Consider the following 20,413-nt stretch of genomic DNA (forward strand, 5'->3'; position numbering starts at 1 on the left):
ATGACGACGATTGAAGGCAATCTCCAAGGCGTGAACGAGCGTATTCACCAGGCTTGTGCCCACGCGGGACGCGCTGCGACGCAGGTCTCATTGCTCGCCGTCTCCAAGACCTTTGGTCCCGAAGCGGTGGCCCAGGCGGTGGCCGCTGGGCAGCGGGCGTTTGGTGAAAACTACATCCAGGAAGGGGTCGAGAAAATCCTGGCCCTGCGCGCCTCGCACCCCGACGCCGCACTGCAATGGCATTGCATCGGGCCGGTGCAGAGCAACAAAACCCGCCTGGTGGCGGCGCATTTTGACTGGGTGCAGTCGGTGGACCGGCTCAAAATTGCCCAGCGCCTGAGCGAACAACGCCCGCTGGACCTGCCGCCGTTGCAGGTGTGCCTGCAGGTGAACGTGGACGGTGGGCCCACCAAATCGGGCGTCACTCCGGCCGAGTTGCCCGCGCTGGCCGAGGCCGTGGCGCAGTTGCCGCACTTGAAGCTGCGCGGGCTCATGTGCATTCCCGATCCGGTGGAGGGCTTCGAGGCGCAACGCGCGGTGTTTGTGCAGGCCAAAGGCTTGTTGGACCGACTCAACGCGCAGGGCCTGGCGTTGGATACGCTCTCCATGGGCATGAGCGACGACCTGGACGCCGCCATTGCGGCGGGCTCCACCCTGGTGCGGGTGGGGCGGGCCATTTTTGGCAGCCGGTCGGCGCGGGCCTGAGCCACAACGGCTCTGGACGCCTACAGCGGCAGCCGGGTGCTGTTCTTCACCTCTTCCATCACCGCATAGGTGCGCGTTTCGCGCACGCCGGGCAGTTGCCACAACACACTGCCGGCAAATGCCCGGTAGGCGGCCATGTCGGCCATGCGGGTCTTGAGCAGGTAGTCAAAGCCGCCGGCCACCATGTGGCATTCCATGATGGTGTCGTGCACCTGCACCGCCGCCTTGAATTCATCGAACACGTTGTGTGTGGTGCGGTCCAGCGACACCTCGACAAAAACCATCATGCCCCGGCCCAGCTTGAGCGGGTTCAGCCGCGCTTCAAAACCCAGGATGTAGCCCTCGCGCTGCAGGCGCTGCGTGCGCGCGAGCACGGCGGTGGGCGAGAGCGCCACGGCTTCGGCCAGCTTCAGGTTGGAGATGCGGCCGTCGGCCTGCAAGACATTCAGGATGCGCAGGTCGATGCGGTCGAGTTCGTGCGGGGTGTCGATCATGGGTTGTGGATTATCCGGTTAAATCAAAAAATACCGATAAAAATTCGTTGTCAAGGCGGTCACCATCTCGTTATTCACCACCTACCCCCGATTTTCGGAGACCGCCATGCCCCGCCTGACCGACCGCCTGCCCCCGCCGTACCGCCCTGAAACCGCCAGCGTGGCCCAGCGCCTGGCCGCGCTGCAAGGCGCGCTGGACTGGGCCGCTGCCGCCACCCTGGCCGCGCCCTGGGTGCGCGCCGTGCGCAACAACCCGCCGCCGTTTTGGGCCATGGAAAGCCTGCTCAAGGAATACCCCATTTCCAGCGCCGAAGGTCTGGCCCTGATGCGCCTGGCCGAGGCGCTGCTGCGCGTACCCGATGCAGAAACCGCCATTGCGCTCACCGCCGACCAGCTGGGACGGGCCGACTTTGACGGTGCGGCCGACTCCACCCTGGCGCGCCTGTCGTCCACGGCCATCGCCATGTCCAAACACTTTTTGCCCGGCGCCGGCCAGGAGCCGGGTTTGATGGCCAAGCTCGGCGCCAGAACCGTGGTGGCCGCCACGCTGCGCGCGGTGCAGTTGCTGGGGCGCCAGTTTGTGCTGGGGCAAACGATTGAAGAGGGCATGCAAGAAGCGGCCGCAGCGCGCAAGAAGCTGGACCAACTGCGCTTCAGCTTCGACATGCTGGGCGAGGGCGCACGCACCGAAGCGGATGCGCTGCGCTACCTGGCGAGCTATGAAAACGCCATTGCCGCGATTGCGCGCACCGCCGATCCGGCCCGTTCTCCCACACACAACGACGGCATCTCCATCAAGCTCAGCGCGTTGCACCCGCGCTTTGAGGACGTGCAGCACGCCCGCGTGATGGACGAGCTGGTGCCGCGCGTGTGGGCGCTGTGCCGCGCGGCGGCCGCAGCCAACCTGAACCTCACCATCGACGCCGAAGAGGTGGACCGGCTCGAACTCTCGCTGGATGTGTTCGAGGCGCTGGCGCAGCGGGTGGCCGAGCACTGCCCGCAGTGGCGCGGCCTGGGCCTGGCCATGCAGGCCTACCAGACCCGCGCGGTGGAACTGATCGAGCACGTGGCCGCGCTCGCCCGCCGTTACAACATCCAGTTCATGTGCCGCCTGGTCAAGGGCGCGTACTGGGACGCCGAGATCAAGCGCGCCCAAGAGCTGGGCCTGCCCACTTACCCGGTGTTCACCCACAAGCACCACACCGACGTGAGCTACCTGGCCTGCGCGCGGGCCATGCTGGACGCGCCCGACGCGATTTTTCCGCAGTTCGCCACGCACAACGCGGGCACCATCGCGGCGATCCTGCAGATGGCGGCCCGCCAAGGCGTGCCGTTTGAACTGCAGCGCCTGCACGGCATGGGCGAGGGCATTTACCGCGAGGTGTTGAAAAATCCGCTGGTGGCCTGCCGCGTCTACGCGCCGGTGGGCGCGCACCGCGACCTGCTGGCCTACCTGGTGCGCCGCCTGCTGGAGAACGGCGCCAACTCGTCCTTTGTGCACCAGCTGGCCGACGAGTCGGTGGGCATGGACGAACTGCTCATCTCGCCGCTGCGGTTGGAGCCCCAGCCCGCGCTGCCTCTGCCGGTTGATCTGTACGGCCCGCAGCGCCCCAACAGCCAGGGGTTGGACTTGGCGGTGTTGGCCCACCGCGAACCCTTGCTGGCCGCACTGGCCAGCACCGCCGTGCTGCCGGTGCCCGAAGCCAACGCCGCCGATGCCTCGGCCGCCTGTGCCCGTGCCATGGCTGCCTTTCCCGGCTGGAACCACACACCGGTGGCCGAGCGTGCAGCCACCTTGCGCCGCGCTGCTGACACGCTGCAACAGCAGTTGCCGCGTTTCTGTGCCCTGTTGGTGAAGGAAGCGCACAAGACCTGGGGCGACGCCATCTCCGAGGTGCGCGAGGCGGTGGACTTTTTGCGGTTCTACGCCAACGACGCCGAACGCGTGATGGCACCGCAGACACTTCCAGGCCCCACGGGCGAAAGCAACACCTTGCGCCTGGAAGGCCGGGGCGCCTGGGTCTGCATCAGCCCCTGGAACTTCCCGCTCGCCATCTTCATGGGCCAGGTCGCGGCTGCGCTGGCCACCGGCAACACGGTGCTGGCCAAACCGGCCGAGCAAACGCCGGCCGTGGCGCTCGAAGCGGTGAAACTTTTACACGCTGCGGGCGTGCCCGCCCATGCGCTGCAACTGCTGCATGGCCCCGGCGAGACCGTGGGCGCGGCGTTGGTGGCGCAGCCGGGCATCGCGGGCGTGGTGTTCACCGGCTCCACGCCCGTGGCCAAAACCATCCAGCGGGCGCTGGCCGCCCAAGACGGCGCCATCGTGCCGCTGATCGCCGAGACCGGCGGCATCAACGCCATGCTGGTCGACAGCACGGCCCTGCCCGAGCAGGTGGCCGACGCGGTGGTGCAAAGCGCCTTTCGCAGCGCCGGCCAGCGCTGCTCGGCGCTGCGCCTGCTGTGCCTGCACGGGGCAATAGCCGACCACGTGATTCAGATGATCCAGGGCGCGGCCAAAGAGCTGGTGTGCGGCAACCCCGCCGACCTCGCCACCGACCTCGGTCCGGTGATCGACGCCGAGGCGTTCAACAACATCCAGCGCCATCTCAACCGCCTGCACGCCCAAGCCCAGTCGCTGCTGCCCGCCGCCACAGAGCCCGCTGCGCGGCCCAACCTGATCCCGCCGCAGATGTTCGAGGTGCAGGCCATCGCCGACGTGAAAGCCGAAATCTTCGGCCCGGTGCTGCAGGTGGTGCGCTGGAGCGGCGACCCGATGGCCGTGATCCAGCAAATCAACGCCCTGGGCTACGGCCTCACGCTGGGCATTCAGACCCGCATCGACAGCCGTGCCCAGGCGCTGGCGGCCGCCGCGCGGGTGGGCAATGTGTACGTGAACCGCAACATGATCGGCGCGGTGGTCGGCGTGCAACCCTTCGGCGGCGAAGGCCTCAGCGGCACCGGCCCCAAGGCCGGCGGCCCGCACTACCTGCTGCGCTTCTGCGCCGAACAGACCCTGACCATCAACACCACCGCAGCGGGCGGCAACGTGGCGCTGTTTGCGGGGCATTGAGACACCCCCGACCACGGTGTCAATCCCCCGACCACCGCGCCACCAGCGCCTCGCCCCAGGCCCAAGGCCCGGTGAGGGTGAGCGTGACCGTGGTCCAGTCGCCGTCGGTTTGCTGGTGCTCGTCGGCGTCCCAGGTGCCGCCGTCGTCCAGCGGGCCGCGCGGGCCGGGGCTGTGCTGTTGTGCACAGGCCAGCACGGCGTGCACCTCGGCCCACACCGCGGGCAGGTCGGCGGCGCGCACGCTGGCCACGGCGTCCCAGGTGCCGGTGCCTTCGCCGTCGTCGCTGGCGTCGAAGATCAGGTATTGCAGGGGCAGGGTCACACCAGCCACCCCGCCTGCAGTTCGGCCGCCGCCACCGGGCGGCTGAACAAATAGCCTTGGTACTGGTGGCAGCCCAGTTGCAGCAGCTGGGCTTTTTGGGCGGAGTTTTCCACGCCTTCGGCGATCACCTTCAGTTCCAGGCTGTCGCTCAGGGCGACGATGGTGCGCACGATGGCCTGGCTGTTGGTGTTGCTGTCGAGGTCGCGCACAAACGACTGGTCGATCTTGATCTTGTACAGCGGCAGGCGCTTGAGGTAGCTCAGGGACGAGTAGCCGGTGCCAAAGTCGTCCAGCGAGAAGGCGATGCCCAGCGCCTGGAGTTGGCCCATTTTTTCAATGACGTGGTCCACGTTGTTCAGCAGCAGGCTTTCGGTCAGCTCCAGTTCGATCCGGTGCGGGTCGGCCCGGGTTTGGTCGATGACGTGCTTCACATGCTCGACAAAGTGGACGTGGTGAAACTGCTTGGCGCTGATGTTGATGGCCAGCCGCCAGTGGGACGGTGGTTGCAGGGTTTGCGGCGTTGGCAGGTGTTGCCACTGGGCCAACTGGGCACAGGCCAGGCGCAGGATGTCCTGGCCCAGCGGCACCATCAGGTCGGTGTTTTCAATGACCGGGATAAAGGTGCCGGGTTGCACCAGCCCTTTGTCGGGGTGTTGCCAGCGCACCAGGGCTTCGATGCCGCAGAGCCGGCCATCGGTATCGAGCTGGGGCTGGTAGTGCAGGATGAATTCGTGGTGCTGGATGGCGCGGCGCACGTCTTGCAGCAGATCGGCGTGGGCTTCGGCGCGGGTCTGCATCTCGGCATTGAAAAACCGGATCTCGTTGCGGCCGCCGTCTTTCGCGGCGTACATGGCCATGTCGGCCCAGCGCAGCAGATTTTCGGGGGTTTCTGCCGCGTCGGTGAACATCGCAATGCCCATGCTGGCCGTCACGGTGTACGGGCGCTCGGCCAGCGGTACCGGTTGCCCAAAGCAGACTTTGAGCTTGCGCGCGGTGCTCAGGGCCTGGTCGGCGGCCAGGTCGCGGTCGCTGTCCAGGTCGGCCAGCAGCAGCACAAATTCATCGCCGCCGATGCGTGCCAGCGTGTCGGTGTTGCGCAGGCTGCTGCTCAGCCGGATGGCGATGCTGCGCAGCAGTTCATCGCCCGCCGCATGGCCCAGCAAGTCGTTCACTTCCTTGAAGTGGTCCAGGTCAATGAACACCAGTGCGCCATTGCGCCCGGTGCGTTGCGCCAGGGCCATTTCCCGCGCCATGCGGTCGAGCAGCGCGCGGCGGTTGGGCAGTTGCGTGAGCGGATCGAAGTAGGCCAGGCGGTGGATTTCTTCGGTGGCCTGGCGCTGTTCGGTCACATCGGTGGAGATGCCGCACAGCGCATACACCTGGCCGCTGGCGTCCAGCAGCGGCAGCTTGACCGACAGGTACACCTGCTCGGTGTCGTTGCCCAGGTTGCGGTTGACCTCTTCGGCGGTCAGCCGGATTTTTTCATTGAATACCCGGCTGTCATTCTGGTGAATGTGATCGGCGGTGCGGCGGTCAAAAAAGTCTTCGTCGCGCTTGCCCACCACCTGGTCTGCGGGGGTGCCGAAGATCTGGGCCACCTTGCGGTTGACGTAGCGGTAGCGAAAGTCCGTCCCTTTGATGTAGATGGCGGCGTCCACGCTGTCGAGAATGGTGTTGAGCCGGGCCTCGCTGGCGCGGATGTCGCGGGTTTTGCGGGCCACTTCGCGGCGCAGCCAGGCCACGGTGAGTGCCAGCAGCGCCAGCACGCCCACGCCGGCCAGCATGACCCAGACCATGTGGGGCGGTACGCCGTGCGGTGTTTCGGGGCTGCCCCAGCGGCGCAAGGTGCCGTGGTGGGACGAGGTCGGGTCGGCTTTCCACTGCGCGAGGCGCCGATCGACCGCTTGCAGCCAGGCGGGGTTGCTTTGCAGGCCACTGACCACGTGCAAGGCCACGGGCTGAAACATGATGGGTGTGCCCAGCAGGCTGTGGCTGGTGGCTTTCCAGTCGCCGTAATGCACATTGGCCAGCGCCACATCGGCTTGCTGGTGCTCCACCAGCGCAAAGGACTGGTCCAGGCTGTCGGCAGCCACCCAGGCCGCCTGGATGTTGAAGTTTTCCAGCAGGTTGGCAAAAAAGGCTTGCTGCACGGACCCTTGCAGGTAGGCCACGCGCTTGCCTTGCAGGTCCAGGATGGACTCCACTTGCTGGCTGGGGTGGCGGTACACCTGCGACCAGCTGTGGAGGGCGGGCGTGGGCAAAAACCGGAACAGGGTTTCGCGCTCGGGCGTGCGGGCCACATCGGGCATGAGGTCGATGCGGCCGGCCTGGAGCTGGTCCAGACAATCTTGCCATTCGCAGCGCACGGCTTGCAGTGTCCAGCCCTCTTGCCGGGCCACTTCGCGCAGCAGGTCGCCAAAAATACCCGTGGGCTGCTGATCGCTGCCCATGAAAATTTTGGGCGGGTTGTCGTACACCCCCACGCGCACCACGGGCGAGCCCACCGACTGCGCCCAGGCCATGGCGGGGGCCAGTGCCAGCCAGCACACCAAAACCCACCACGGTATGCGGGTACGTCCTCTGAGCATGCGGTGTGTCCTTGTTTGGGGTGTGACAGTGCAAGCTGCAGTTTAGTGGGCAACTGGCGCGTTTGGCGCGTCTGGCGTGTGCACGCAAACCTGGTTGCGGCCGGCTTTTTTGGCGGTGTACATGGCGGCATCGGCCTGCTCCAGCAGGGCTTCAGCCGCTGTGGTGTGGCCGGTGAACAGCACCAGCCCGGCGCTGGCGGTGCACCGGTGTTCCACCACCGTGCGGGGGTCTTCGTCCTGGATCAGGTGGTAGGGCTGGGCCAATGCGTTCAGCATTTTCTGGGTCACATGGCGTGCTGCCTCACGGGCCTGCTCGCGGGTGTTGCCCAAGTCGCACAGCAGCACCACAAACTCGTCGCCACCCAGGCGCGCCACGGTGTCGATGCCGCGCACGCCAGCCACCAAGCGGCGGGCCACCTCCACCAGCAACAGGTCGCCCGCGCGGTGGCCGTGGGTATCGTTCAAAATTTTGAAGCGGTCCAGATCGAGAAACACCAGCCCTGCCCAGGTGCTGTTGCGCAAGCTGCTGCTCTGCGCCTGGCCCAGCCGCTCCAGCAGCAGGCGGCGGTTGGGCAGTTGGGTCAGGGTGTCGTGGTAGGCCAGGCCCTTGATGGTGTCTTCCTGGTTGCGCCGCTCGGTGATGTCGGTCAAAAAGTTCAGCGTGGCCACGTGCCCCTGCCATTCGATGCGCACACCGCTGATCTCAAACCAGCGCACCCCAGCGTGCAAGGTGTTCATGCGGGCCGGGTATTTCAGGTCGTCGCCCTGTCCGGCCAGCCGTTGCTGGTGGTTGTGCTGCACCAGGGGCCAGTCTTCGGTGTTGACCACGCTTTGAATGGGCGTGCCCGCCATGGTGTCGGGGCGGTAGCCCAGCAATTGGTGCATGCGCGGGTTGGCGTAGCGGATGGTGCTGCCTTGCACAATGCAAATGCCGTCGGTCGCGGCGTCCACCAGTTGGCGGTAATGCCGTTCGCTGGTGGCCAGCTGGGCTTCGGCCCGCTGTTGCGTCATGGTCAAAATGCCCACCGACAGCATCATGGTGCTGGTGAGAGAGACCAACAGGGTGATCGCCTGCATGGCATTCGACTCGTTGAGCGCCGCAATGCTCGTCCACCCCGTGAACACCGCAGCCAAACGGCCCAGCATGAGCAGCATGAACAGCGCCCCACCCAGGCCCAAAATCAGCACACCGCGCTCGGTGGCGGGGGTGTGGCAGTGCCGCAGCAGCGCCAGCAAAAAGCCGACTTGCCCTGTAAACAGCCAAGAATGGACCCAGAAAAGTCCGTGCAGATCGTTGCGCCAAACCACGTTGACCACCAGCATCAGCGCCATCGGCAAGTACAGCGCCAGCCGGTTCGGAGGCTGGTCGGCAAATCGGTACAGACCGTGGCCGTAGAGCGTCAGGGCGGCGCACAGGGCGCTATTGCCGAGCACGACAGACAAGTCTTCGGGCATGGTTTCGGGGAATGCGGCATGCATGACCAGAAACGCATAGCCCACCACCTGAAGGCTCAAAGCCCACGCCCAGGCTTGGAGATCGGGGTGTTTTTTGCGCGCCACGATGGCAATGGACACCGCCATGACGGCGGAGGTCAACATCATCGTGGCAAAAAGGGTGGGGACATGCACGGTTCAATGATCCAACAAGTTGAACCCATTCTTGCGGTTTTGTCCGCCTCTGCACAGACGGATGAACGTGAAGTCTGTCCAACGCTCGGTATGCGTGGCATTGGTTGCTGGGGTGTGAGGCCACACCGCCTTCATCTGCCGCCGCTGGGCTGGCGAAATAGGCTGGTGCCAAAGGCACAATGCATCTGATCGCATGACGTGAAACCTCACAAAGAATGTCCCGCATTTTTGACAACATCGAACAAGACCTGCTGACCGCGCTTCGAGCCACTTTGCAGGTTTCCAAGCGGGCTGACTTTTGCATTGGCTATCTCAACTTGCGTGGCTGGCAGGCGATTGACGAACAGATGGCCGATTGGGCTCCTGCTGAGGGTCAGATTTGTCGTGTGCTGGTGGGTATGCAGCGCCCACCACAAGAAGACATACGGGAGTTGTACCGCCAGACACAAGAGCCTGGGCTCATGGACAACGCCACCGCCAGCCGCCTCAAAACCCAGTTCGCAGCCCATTTGCGTGAGCAAATCACCTTGGGCATTCCCACCGGGCAAGACGAAGCGGGTTTGCGCAGACTGGCCAAACAACTGCGCGCGGGGCAGGTCGTGGTCAAGCTGTTTTTGCCCTACCCGCTGCACGCCAAGTTGTATTTGCTGTTTCGCGACGATGTCAACAACCCCATCACCGGGTTCGTGGGCAGCAGCAACCTCACACTCGCTGGCCTGTCGCGCCACGGCGAGTTGAATGTGGATGTGCTCGACCACTTGGGCACCCAAAAACTGTCGGCCTGGTTTGACCAGCGCTGGGCCGACCGCTGGGCGCTGGATGTGTCCGCCGACCTCGCCACCATCATTGAAAACAGCTGGGCCAGGGAAGAGGCTATTGCGCCTTATCACATTTACCTGAACATGGCTTACCACCTCAGCACCGAGGCGCGCGCCGGATTGAGCCAATTCCGTTTGCCCGCCCGGTTTGAGACCCAACTGTTCGAGTTCCAGAAAAGTGCCGTCAAGATTGCCGCGCGGCATTTGCACCGCAGGGGCGGCGTGATGATTGGCGACGTGGTGGGTCTGGGCAAAACCATGATGGCCACCGCGTTGGCCCGCATGTTTGAGGACGATCTGGGTTACGAAACCCTCATCATCTGCCCCAAAAATCTGGAGCCCATGTGGGAGCAGTACCGAACCGAATATGGCTTGCGCGGCATGGTGTTGCCCGTGTCTCAGGTCACCAAAAAGCTGCCCGCCCTTAAACGCTACCGCTTGGTGTTGATTGACGAAAGCCACAACCTGCGCAACCGCGAGGGCCGACGGTACAAGGCCATCGCCGACTACATCAAGAGCTGCGATGCCAAGGTGATTCTGCTCACCGCCACGCCCTACAACAAAACCAAACACGACCTGTCCGCACAGCTGCGCCTGTTCATCGACGAAAAAGCCAACATAGGCATCCGCCCCGAGCGGCACATGCGCAAGTTGGGTCTCAGCGAGGCCGAGTTCGAGCGCAAGCACCAGTGCCGTGTCCATTCCATCCTGGCCATTGAAAAGAGTGAAGAGTTTGACGACTGGCGCGAGCTGATCCGCCTGTACATGGTGCGCCGCACCCGCAGCTTCATCCTCCAACACTACACCGAGGCCGACACAAACGGCCGCCGCTTCATTGCGGGCAGCGATGGCGAGAAGCGCTACTTTCCTCTGCGCAAGCCGTTGTCCGTCACCTTTGCGGTGGACGAAAACGACCCTGCTGACCGTTACGCCCGCCTGTATTCACCGGGTGTGGTAGACCACATCAATGGCCTGCATGTGCCCCGCTATGGTCTGGGCTTGTACGTCAACCCGCAAGAAGAGAAGCTCGCCACGCCCGCCGAACGCAAGCTGATCGACAACCTGGGCAAGGCCGGCAAACGGCTCATGGGTTTTTGCCGCACCAACCTGTTCAAGCGGTTGGAATCCAGCGGCTTTTCCTTTCTGCAGTCGATTGACCGGCACGTCTTGCGCAACCAGATTTACCTGTATGCCATCGAAAGCGGGCTGGACTTGCCGATCGGCGTTCTCGACGCGGGCCTGCTCGACATTGAGCGCGTGGACGAAGACGCCGAAGGCCTGGAAGGTGAAACCGAAGACTTGCTGGACGGCATGTTCGATGCAGTCTCGGAAGAAGACGGCTTGCCCGATGGCATGGCCCGTGCCAAAGCGGTATATGACCAGTACAACAAAGAGTACCGCAAGCGTTTCAAGTGGGTCCGCTCCACGCTCTTCAAAGCCAAGCTGGCCGAAGACCTGGCGCAAGATACGCAGACGCTCACCGAGCTGCTGAACAGCCAGGGTGCTTGGGAGGCAGAGAAAGACCACAAGTGGCAGGCGCTGCACAAGCTGATCACGCAGACGCACGGCAAAGACAAAGTGCTCGTTTTCACCCAGTTCGCCGACACCGCCCGCTACCTTGCTCGCGAAGCACGCAAGGTGGGCGTCACGCATGTAGAAATGGCCTCTGGCGCCAGCGCAGACCCCTACAGCCTGGCCTGCCGCTTCAGCCCCAAGTCCAACAACAAGACCGTGAGCAAAGCCGACGAAGTGCGCGTGTTGATCTGTACCGACGTGTTGTCTGAAGGCCAAAACCTGCAAGACAGCAACGTGGTGGTCAACTTCGACTTGCCCTGGGCCATCATTCGCCTGATACAGCGCGCTGGCCGTGTGGACCGCATTGGGCAGCGCGCCGAAACCATTCACTGTTACTCGTTTTTGCCAGCCGATGGCGTGGAGCAACTCATTCAGCTGCGCTCGCGCATCCGCCAGCGCCTGCAAGAAAACGCCGAAGTGGTGGGCACCGACGAAGCCTTTTTTGAAGACGACGAGGCCGCCACCATCCGCGACCTGTACACCGAAAAACAAGGCATCTTGGACGACAGCGACGACGAGGTGGACCTGGCCTCCTACGCTTGGCAAATCTGGAAGCAAGCCACCCAAGACAACCCTGACCTGGCCCGTGCGGTGGAGTCGCTCCCGCCTGTGGTGTATTCGGCCAAAGCCTTTGCGCTGGATGCCGAGCGGTTGCCCCTGCTGGGTGCTGAGGCCCGAAAAGGCGGCGCCTTGGTGTACGTCAAGTCCCCCGAGGGCAACGACCACTTGGCATGGGTGGGCATCAACGGAAAAACCGTGACCGAGTCGCAATTCACAGTGCTTCGCGCAGCCGAATGCGAGCCCGATACCCCCGCCGTGCAGCGTCTGACCCAACACCACGAACTGGTGGCTACTGGCTTGCAGCTTGCGGTGAGCCAAGACAAAGCCGTGGGCGGCGGCCTGGGCCGCCCCAGCAGCCCGCGCCGCCGCACCTACGAGCGCCTCAAGGCCTACGCCATCGAGCAAATGCAAACGCTGTTTCGCGACGAAGAGCTGGAACGCGCCCTGGACGACATGTACCAGCGCCCGCTGCTTGAAACGGCGGGCGACCTGCTCAACCGCCTCATGCGCAGCGGCGTGAACGACACCGAGCTGGCCGACGCCCTGAAATCACTGCGAGAAGAGGGACGGCTGACGTACGCCGAAGACGACGCCGCGCTGCGGGAGCCCCGTGTGGTGTGCTCCATGGGATTGATAGAGGTGTGAACATGAAGTCTCCCAGCCTCCCAAAGACCGAAACCCTCGAAGTCGAATTCAAGAGCGACCGCGACTGCCTGAACGACGACGATTTGATTGAAGCTCTCATTGGACTGGCCAACGCCCAAGGCGGCACCCTTTACCTGGGAGTAGAAAACGACGGCACCGTCACGGGCTTGCACCGTTCCCGCCCTGCCGACTTCCGATCGGTGGCCGCACTGGTCGCCAACCGAACATTCCCCAGCTTGCAAGCGCACGTAGAAAGCCAGCAGCATCAGCAACACCGGGTGGCAGCCATCACAGTGCAGCGCAGTCCCGACATCGTTGCCCGTTCAGACGGACTGGTGAAGCGCCGACGCATGAACGCCCATGGGCAACCCGAGTGCGTGCCTTTTTTGCCACACGAATACGCCAGCCGCCGGGCCGACTTTCAGATGTTCGACATGTCCTCCGAAGTGATGGCCGATGCCACGGTGGCCGACTTTGACCCGCTGCAACGCGAACGCTTGCGCGCAGTCATTGCCAACAACCCCCGCAGCGACAAGTCGCTGGTAGGCCTGACCGATGAACAACTGGAAGGCGCCTTGTGCCTCACCGTCACCCGTGCTGGCACGCGGCACCCCACTTTGTTGGGCTTGTTGCTGATTGGGCGCACCGACAGCTTGCGCCGCATGGTGCCCACCCATGAGGTGCTGTTTCAGGTTCTGGACGGTACCCGCGTCAAGGTCAACGAAGGCTCCCGCGCCGCATTGATAGAAATAGTGGAATGGCTGGACTTGCTGTCTCGCGGAGTCAACACCGAGCAAGAGTTCAACGAAGGCCTGTTTCGCATTGGCATTGCCCGTGTGGATGTGGATGCCCTGCGTGAGGCCATCAACAATGCCCTGGTGCACCGCGACTACGCCCGCCGTGGCCCTGTGCGCGTGTGCTGGCAAAAAGACGACCTCATCATCAGCAATCCGGGTGGCTTTGTGGAGGGCGTGAGCCTGGCCAACCTGCTCACCACGGAGCCCCGGCCACGCAACCCCGCGTTGGCCGATGCCTTCAAACGCCTGGGGCTGGTGGACCGCACAGGCCGGGGTGTGGACATGATTTACACCAACATGCTGCGCTTTGGTCGCCCCGCGCCCGACTACGCCCAGTCCATGCCCGACCTGGTCAAACTCAGCATCAGCACCGAGGCCGCTGACCTGGCGTTTGTGCGCATGGTGCTGCAAGAAGAAGCACGGCAAAAAAGCGCACTCCCGGTAGAAACGTTGCTGGTGTTGACCGCTTTGCGAGAAGCCCGCCGTTTGAGTGCTTCAGACATGGCCAGTCAGTTGCAAACCGGCGTAGGTCAAGCCGCCAAATTGATGGAGGCCTTGGCCGAAAGTGGGTTGGCTCGTGCGCACGGCAGCGGTAGAAGTCGCTATTTCACGCTCAGCCCGGCGGTGTATCGCAACCTTGGGCAACAGGTTGAATATGTGCGACAAGCGGCATTTGAGCCCATTCAGCGTGTGCAGATGATCAAGAACTACCTGCGTGAAAACGGCCAGATCCGCCGTCACGAGGCCGCAGACTTGTGTCAGCTGTCACCCCGCGAGGCGGGCGCCGTGCTGGAGCGCATGGTCAAAAACGGCGACATCGTGCTGCACGGCGTGCGCAAGACGGCTTTCTACACCTTGCGGACCGAGCCACCGGTTTAAGACGGTTTAAGACGGTTTAAGACGCAATGCACGCCCATAAGTGCTTGATTCAAAAGGCAGATGTAAAAAATGTTGATAACTTATGACGAAAACCGCCGCAGTCGGCCGAGAGGTCGATGATGGCCAAACTTGACTTCACCGCCTTTGAAACGCACCTGAAGGCATTCGACTTTCCCCGCCTGTTCACCGACGTGCTGGGCTGGAACCGCGCCGCCACCGAACGCGACTGGCAGACCGCCCAAGCCCTTGCAGCGGGCCAACTTGCGTACAGCCACCGCACCGTGGCCGAGCTGGGCGGTGTGGTCGCTATTCAGGTGGTGGTGCACTCCGCCGCCGACGGCTGGCCCGACGAAGCCACCCGCATGCGCGTGTGGAAACACGTGGCCCACAGCCACGCTGAAAACCTGCTCATCTTCACCAACCAGCCAACCGGCGCCAGCCAAAGCCAGTGGTACTGGGTCAAGCGCGACAAACACCCCGAAACGGGCAAACCCCGCCTCACCTCGCGCCGGCACGACTACTTCAAAGGCCAGCCGGTCGATCTGTTCGCCTCCAAGCTGCAGGCCATGGTGGTTGAGTTGTCTGAGTTGGACACCGCTGGCCGCCTGCCCGTGCTGGAAGCTGCGCGGCGCATTCAGGCTGCGCTGGACGTGGACAAAACCACCAAGAAGTTCTTCAACGCCTACCAACAGCAGCACCTGGAGCTGCTCAGCCACATCCAGGGCATCGACAACGAACGCGACAAACGCTGGTACGCCAGCGTGCTGCTCAACCGGCTCATGTTCGTCTGGTTCATGCAGAAGAAATTCTTCCTGGACGGCGGCAACGCCGACTACCTGCGCACCAAGCTGGCCGAGAGCCAGCAGCGCGGCCAAAACCGCTTTTTTGGCGAGTTTCTCAATGCCCTGTTTTTTGAAGCCTTCGCCAAACCCGAGGCCGACCGCAGCCCCACAGCCAAGGCACTCACCGGCCAGGTGCCCTACCTCAACGGTGGCCTGTTCCTGCACCACAAGCTGGAGCTGGACGCCAACCACACCCCGCGCGTGGGCACCACCCTGCGCGTGGCCGATGCCGCGTTTGAAGGCGTCTTCAACCTCTTTGCCAGCTTCTCCTGGCACCTGGACGACACGCCCGGCGGCAATGCCGACGAGATCAACCCCGACGTGTTGGGCTACATCTTTGAGAAATACATCAACCAGAAGGCCTTTGGCGCCTACTACACCCGGCCCGAAATCACCGGCTACCTGGCTGAGCGCAGCATCCACAAGTTGATTCTGGAGCGCATTCACGAGCCCGCCATTCCCGAGCTGGGGTTGAAAGAGGTGAAGTTCGACAGCGTGCCCGACCTGCTGGCCAAGATGGACGCGCGCACCGCCTTGAAGCTGGTGGGCGATGTGCTGCCCAGCATCACCATCCTCGACCCCGCCGTGGGCTCGGGCGCCTTTCTGGTGGCTGCGCTCAAGTGCCTCATCAACGTGTACTACGCCGTGGTGGGCCGGGCCGAAATGGGTGCCAGCGCCGATCTGAAAAAATGGCTGGCCGGCATCCAGAAAGACCACCCCAGCGTGGGCTACTACATCAAGCGCCGCATCGTCACCGACAACCTGCACGGCGTGGACATCATGGAAGAGGCCTGCGAAATCGCCAAGCTCCGCCTCTTTCTGTCCATGGTGTCCAGCGTGCGGCGGGTGCAAGACCTGGAGCCCCTGCCCAACATCGACTTCAATATCCTGCCGGGCAATTCGCTGGTGGGGCTGATGCGGGTGGACGAGGTGGAGTTCAACCACAAGGAAGACGATCTTTTCAAACCGCCCTACCGCAAGCTGGTGGAAGAAAAGAACCGCCTGCTCACGCTCTACCGCGACACCGCGATGGACCTGGGCCGCGACATGAGCCTGCGCGAGCTGCGCGACAAGATCGACGCCGAGATGGAGCACGCCAACGGCGTCATGAACGAGTTGATGCGCGACCAGTTCGAGGAGCTGGGCGTGAAGTTTGAAGAAGCCACCTGGGACGCTGCCAAGAAAGACCTGGGCAAGCCCAAAAAGCGGCGCATCGAGCGCAAAGACATCGACGCCCAAACCCCTTTCCACTGGGGCTACGTGTTTGACGACATCGTGCAACGGCGCGGCGGGTTCGACATCATCTTGGCCAACCCGCCATGGGAGGTGTTCAAGCCCCAGGCCAAAGAGTTTTTTTCCGAGCACTCCGCGCTGGTCAGCAAGAACAAAATGACCATCAAGGAGTTTGAGAAAGAGCGAGCTGCGCTGCTTAAAGATGAAGAGGTTCGGGCCGCTTGGCTAGATTATGAAAGTCGATTTCCACATATAAATCAATACTTTCGTTCTGCGCCTGAATACGCCTATCAAACTTCTGAGGTAAACGGACGGCGTGTGGGTTCAGACCTTAATCTATACAAACTATTTACTGAGCGAGCCTTTCAGCTTCTGCGCCTAGGCGGGCATTGCGGCATTGTTATTCCCAGTAGCATTTATACAGATTTGGGTGCCAAAGGTCTTCGTGATTTGCTATTTGAAAAAACAAAAATCGAAGGGTTATTCTGCTTTGAAAATAGAAAGGCAATTTTTGAGGGAGTTGATAGCAGATTTAAATTTGTAGTTCTGACGTTTGAGAAAAGCCGTTTACCCCGTTTGTTGCAAATGGGCGAGAAAAATGCGAGTGCAGCTCCTAATGATTTATTGGCAGCGCAGTCTGTTGCGGAATCCGGTGGCGGAGGAACGCTGCGATTCCCGGCAGCATTTATGCGACATGAGGTTGAGGAGTTGGCGCGATTTCCAGAAGAGGCTGCATTGTGGCTTGATGTGGAGTTAATTAAGCGTCTATCACCCGAGAGTCACTCCATTATGGAGTTTAAGAGCGAAGTCGACGTCACTATCGCTAAAAAGATGCTCAGCCAACCGCTGCTAGGTGCTCAGATGCCAGATGCGTGGAATCTTACTTTGCAGCGAGAGTTGCACATGACAGATGATTCTGCCCTTTTTCAGTTGGAGCCTAAATCAGGACTTTTGCCGCTTTGGGAAGGTAAGCAATTCCATCAGTTCTCGCCCAATTTTGGAGTGCCTCGTTATTGGTTGGACGAACAAGCGACACGCAAGGTGCTGCTCTTGCCGCGCGTAAATTCAATAAGACGGGCTTTCGAAAAGTTGGGATTATCGAAAGAGCCTGAGCTCGAAAAGATAAGGCTCAACTATGATAGTTACCGCATGGCATTTCGTGATGTCGCCGCGAGTACCAACGAGCGTACGGTAATTGCCGCGATCCTCCCTCCGAAACGTTTTTGCCCACATACCGTTAGCCTAGAGCAGGTTTATCGTGATGAAGTTGCAGCCGACGGACACAATAGCGTGGCTGGGTTGGATTCAGCCCAGCGCCTGTACCTTCTAGGAGTGCTAAATAGCTTCGTATTTGACTGGTTTATTCGCCAGAGCGTCACCTCACATGTGTCATTCTTCTTCGTATATAACACCCCTGTGCCCAGGTTAATGGCGACAAATCCGCGTTTTTCGTCAATTGCCGAACGAGCTGCGCGCCTTTCTTGCACCACTCCCGAGTTCGATGAACTTGCTAAATCAGTCGGACTCAAGGGCCACCAAGACGGCGCAGTTGACTTGGCTGAACGTGCACGCCTTCGCGCTGAGATCGACGGGTTGGTAGCGCATCTCTATGAACTTAACGAGGCGGAGTTCACCCACATCCTCGCCACCTTCCCCTTGGTACCACAGCCGGTGAAAGTAGATGCACACAACGCTTATCGGCGAGTAGCCAGCGGGTTGATCGCATAGCCCACATTTTCAAGTGAGACCGACATGCAGATCAAATCGATAGCAGTCAACAATTTCAAGGCACTGCGTGCCTCAGGGGTTGTTCGGCTCAAACCGCTGAGTGTCGTCATCGGCAACAACGGCAGTGGCAAGTCCAGTCTGATGGAGGCTGTTGAAACCTACGTGCGTGTGGTCAACAGTGGCCTGGAAGCGGCTATGGACGTGTGGCAAGGCTTTGAGCACATTCGCCACAAAGCAGCTCACGCGAGGCAAACCAGCGATGTCGCCCCAGACAAGCAGCAAAACCCGATGCGCATGGAACTCAAGTTGCAGGCAGAAAAGGGCCCTGCGAAGCTGAGGCTGGAGGCCAATGTCAGGGATGCCGGCAACCTGCTCTACATCCAGCAAGAGGTGTGCGAGTACGACCAGAGCAGCGTGGTGCGCAGCGCTGTAGGCAGCAAATCGAACCAGAGCCTGGGCGTGGTGGCTTCGGCGAGCTTACAGGCGGACGTGCAAACGGCGATGAAATCCATCACCAGCAACGATTCACTTCTGCCGTATTTGGGGCCCTTCGATGCCATTACCCGTGATCTGCGGCAGATGCTCTTTTTGCGTTTGAACCCGGACGCCATTGGACAACTCCAGTCGGCGCGGCGAAGTGACCGTCGCGTCCAGCTGGCCAGCGACGGCGCCAATGTGGCCGAATACCTGATCGACCTGCGCGAACGTTCCGCCTCGGCATTCGAGGATGTGACCTATGCGCTGCAGTACGTGTTGCCCTACGCCAGCGACGTGGAGCCCAAGGTGCTGGACGCAGGCATTCTGCGCCGCAGCTATGTGCAGCTGCTGGAGGACAAGTACGAGATTCCGGGCTGGCTCATGTCGTCAGGCTCGCTGCGTGTGCTGCCGCTCATTGCCACGCTGCTGGACCCAGACCCACCGCCGGTGCTGTTCATTGAAGAAGTGGAAAACGGTCTGGACCCGAGAACGGTGGGCCTGGTGGTGGACCTGATGCGCTCCGCCGCGCAGAGCGGGCGTACCCAGGTGATTGCCACCACGCATTCGCCCTACCTGCTGGACATGCTGGACTTGGACGATGTGTTGCTGTGCGAACGCGGTGACAAAGGCCCCGCGTTCTCGTGGCCTGCAAGCCGTAAAGAAATGAAAGCCTGGCGCGACAAGTTCATGCCTGGGCGGCTGTACACCATGAATGCTTTGCAACGCGAATCGGTTCCTCGCACGGAAGTCGCTCCTACAACGAAGGGCGAGGCGCCCGAAGGTGGCTGGGGAGACGGCGAATGAAAGTCGGCATTGTTTGCGAAGGCCGGTTGGCAGGTGAAGACGCGCAAGTCCTGGAGCACTTTGCGCGGCGAATCGTCCCGCAAGCCACGGTCAAGGCGTTTCCGCAAGGCACCAAGCCCGAGCTGTTTGCCAAGGCGGGCGATGTGGCCAAGTCGCTATTCGATACCGGCCATGACCGGGTGGTAATCGTCTGGGACATCTTGCCGCGCTGGGAAAAGCCCGACGGCGAGGCGCAAGACCTGCTGGATCTGCAGCCGTCATTGGTCAACGCCGGGGTGGACACGCACCCGTGCCTGTACAAGGTGGCGATTCACAAGGAGCTGGAGGCTTGGCTGCTGGCCGATGGAGCGGCTTTGTCTGCGGTGTTGTCCCGCCCGGCGCATCCGGTCACCATCAAGGACAACAAGAACGCCGAGACCGAGGGGAACGCCAAGAAGAAGCTGGAGAAGCTCTTTGAGTTGCACAACATGCCCTTCGGCCCGCAGCCATCACAAGGCAGCTATCAGCCCAAGTTGGCGGCGGTGCGGATTGCAGAGAAGGTGCCAGCCAATTTTGGGCAGTTGGGAAAACTGAAGTCGTTCAGGCACTTTGGTCGGGCGTTGACAGCGCCTTGTTGATGTGTGGTCGTGGGTCGATTCATTATTTTTCGGCTTGGATAATGAAAGTCAAAAACTTAAAAAGTCTTTTTAAAACAATGGATTGCGATGAAGTTCATTATCCAATTGCCTAAATTTTCAGCAAAATCAGCGGTCAACTGCCCATGAAAAAACGGCACCCAAAGGTGCCGTTTTTTCATGAGCGAGGAATGGGCTCGCGGGGAGCCCTCACCCCAGCCCTCTCCCAGAGGGAGAGGGCGTGAATGCGGGGATCAAGCCGCCGCCTTCACCTTCAAGCGCCAGGCGTGCAGCAGCGGCTCGGTGTAGCCGCTGGGCTGGGCCAGGCCTTTGAACACCAGGTCGCAGGCGGCCTGGTAGGCCATGCTGGTGTCGAAGTGGCCGGCCATGGGCTGGTACAGCGGGTCGCCGGCGTTTTGGGCGTCCACCACGGCGGCCATGCGCTCGAAGGTCTCCTTGATCTGCGCTTCGGTCACCACGCCGTGGTGCAGCCAGTTGGCCATGTGCTGGCTGCTGATACGCAGCGTGGCGCGGTCTTCCATCAGGCCCACGTTGTGGATGTCGGGCACCTTGGAACAGCCCACGCCCTGGTCCACCCAGCGCACCACGTAGCCCAGAATGCCCTGGGC

At 62.0% G+C, this 20,413-nt stretch carries 11 protein-coding genes and 1 pseudogene; 7 read left to right on the plus strand and 5 right to left on the minus strand.

All coding sequences use genetic code 11. From position 1 onward, the window contains the following. Positions 1-705 carry a YggS family pyridoxal phosphate-dependent enzyme gene (locus Q7J58_RS10670; protein WP_304827357.1) on the plus strand — a complete coding sequence of 235 codons (705 nt, stop codon included), beginning with the start codon at positions 1-3 and terminating at the stop codon, positions 703-705. A 20-nt stretch (positions 706-725) separates the two neighbouring features. Here Q7J58_RS10670 and Q7J58_RS10675 read toward each other — a convergent pair whose 3' ends face one another. Continuing rightward, positions 726-1,199, minus strand: coding sequence for an Lrp/AsnC ligand binding domain-containing protein (locus Q7J58_RS10675; RefSeq protein ID WP_304827359.1), 474 nt, complete (start codon positions 1,197-1,199; stop codon positions 726-728). A gap of 106 nt (positions 1,200-1,305) precedes the next feature. On the opposite strand from Q7J58_RS10675, the gene Q7J58_RS10680 reads away from it, so the two are divergent. Next, positions 1,306-4,272, plus strand: a complete 2,967-nt coding sequence (locus tag Q7J58_RS10680; protein WP_304827362.1) for an L-glutamate gamma-semialdehyde dehydrogenase — start codon at positions 1,306-1,308, stop codon at positions 4,270-4,272. Between the two features lie 19 nt (positions 4,273-4,291). Here the strand turns inward: Q7J58_RS10680 and Q7J58_RS10685 are convergent, their stop codons facing one another. The 3 genes from Q7J58_RS10685 to Q7J58_RS10695 are packed head-to-tail and all read right to left on the minus strand — an operon-like array spanning position 4,292 to position 8,784. Then, positions 4,292-4,594: a hypothetical protein gene (locus Q7J58_RS10685; protein ID WP_336623489.1), complete on the minus strand. Its 303-nt coding sequence runs from the start codon at positions 4,592-4,594 to the stop codon at positions 4,292-4,294. Next, a complete protein-coding gene (locus Q7J58_RS10690; RefSeq protein ID WP_304827365.1) occupies positions 4,591-7,182 on the minus strand; it encodes an EAL domain-containing protein in 2,592 nt (863 codons plus the stop codon). Before Q7J58_RS10690 ends, Q7J58_RS10685 begins: the two co-directional genes overlap by 4 nt. A 42-nt stretch (positions 7,183-7,224) precedes the next feature. Next, positions 7,225-8,784 carry a diguanylate cyclase gene (locus Q7J58_RS10695; protein ID WP_304827368.1) on the minus strand — a complete coding sequence of 520 codons (1,560 nt, stop codon included), beginning with the start codon at positions 8,782-8,784 and terminating at the stop codon, positions 7,225-7,227. A gap of 242 nt (positions 8,785-9,026) precedes the next feature. Here Q7J58_RS10695 and Q7J58_RS10700 point away from each other — a divergent pair, with 242 nt between their 5' ends. From Q7J58_RS10700 to Q7J58_RS10720, 5 genes are all read left to right on the plus strand, one after another. After that, entirely contained in the window at positions 9,027-12,410 is a 3,384-nt protein-coding gene (locus tag Q7J58_RS10700) for a helicase-related protein (RefSeq protein WP_304827371.1), read from the plus strand. A gap of 2 nt (positions 12,411-12,412) precedes the next feature. Then, on the plus strand, positions 12,413-14,086 hold the full coding sequence (locus Q7J58_RS10705) for a crosslink repair DNA glycosylase YcaQ family protein (RefSeq protein ID WP_304827374.1): 1,674 nt from the start codon (positions 12,413-12,415) through the stop codon (positions 14,084-14,086). A gap of 119 nt (positions 14,087-14,205) precedes the next feature. After that, positions 14,206-17,889, plus strand: coding sequence for a DNA methyltransferase (locus Q7J58_RS10710; protein ID WP_304827377.1), 3,684 nt, complete (start codon positions 14,206-14,208; stop codon positions 17,887-17,889). Positions 17,890-17,913: 24 nt separating this feature from the next. After that, positions 17,914-19,170, plus strand: coding sequence for an ATP-binding protein (locus Q7J58_RS10715; RefSeq protein WP_304827379.1), 1,257 nt, complete (start codon positions 17,914-17,916; stop codon positions 19,168-19,170). Further along, the gene (locus Q7J58_RS10720) at positions 19,167-19,787 is read left to right on the plus strand and encodes a hypothetical protein (RefSeq protein WP_304827382.1); all 621 of its coding nucleotides are present in this window, start codon (positions 19,167-19,169) and stop codon (positions 19,785-19,787) included. Before Q7J58_RS10715 ends, Q7J58_RS10720 begins: the two co-directional genes overlap by 4 nt. Positions 19,788-20,038: 251 nt before the next feature. Here Q7J58_RS10720 and Q7J58_RS10725 read toward each other — a convergent pair. Then, positions 20,039-20,413, minus strand: a pseudogene (locus tag Q7J58_RS10725) (malate synthase G); the annotation flags it as partial.

Origin of the sequence: Hydrogenophaga sp. (assembly GCF_030656115.1) — a bacterium.
Taxonomy (GTDB): Bacteria; Pseudomonadota; Gammaproteobacteria; order Burkholderiales; family Burkholderiaceae_C; genus Hydrogenophaga.

Coding starts and splice junctions, on each gene's coding strand:
- Q7J58_RS10675 (WP_304827359.1), bottom strand. CDS start 1,199: ATGATCGACACCCCGCACGAACTCGACCGCATCGACCTGCGCATCCTG.
- Q7J58_RS10700 (WP_304827371.1), top strand. CDS start 9,027: ATGTCCCGCATTTTTGACAACATCGAACAAGACCTGCTGACCGCGCTT.
- Q7J58_RS10720 (WP_304827382.1), top strand. CDS start 19,167: ATGAAAGTCGGCATTGTTTGCGAAGGCCGGTTGGCAGGTGAAGACGCG.
- Q7J58_RS10670 (WP_304827357.1), top strand. CDS start 1: ATGACGACGATTGAAGGCAATCTCCAAGGCGTGAACGAGCGTATTCAC.
- Q7J58_RS10710 (WP_304827377.1), top strand. CDS start 14,206: ATGGCCAAACTTGACTTCACCGCCTTTGAAACGCACCTGAAGGCATTC.
- Q7J58_RS10690 (WP_304827365.1), bottom strand. CDS start 7,182: ATGCTCAGAGGACGTACCCGCATACCGTGGTGGGTTTTGGTGTGCTGG.
- Q7J58_RS10695 (WP_304827368.1), bottom strand. CDS start 8,784: ATGATGTTGACCTCCGCCGTCATGGCGGTGTCCATTGCCATCGTGGCG.
- Q7J58_RS10715 (WP_304827379.1), top strand. CDS start 17,914: ATGCAGATCAAATCGATAGCAGTCAACAATTTCAAGGCACTGCGTGCC.
- Q7J58_RS10705 (WP_304827374.1), top strand. CDS start 12,413: ATGAAGTCTCCCAGCCTCCCAAAGACCGAAACCCTCGAAGTCGAATTC.
- Q7J58_RS10680 (WP_304827362.1), top strand. CDS start 1,306: ATGCCCCGCCTGACCGACCGCCTGCCCCCGCCGTACCGCCCTGAAACC.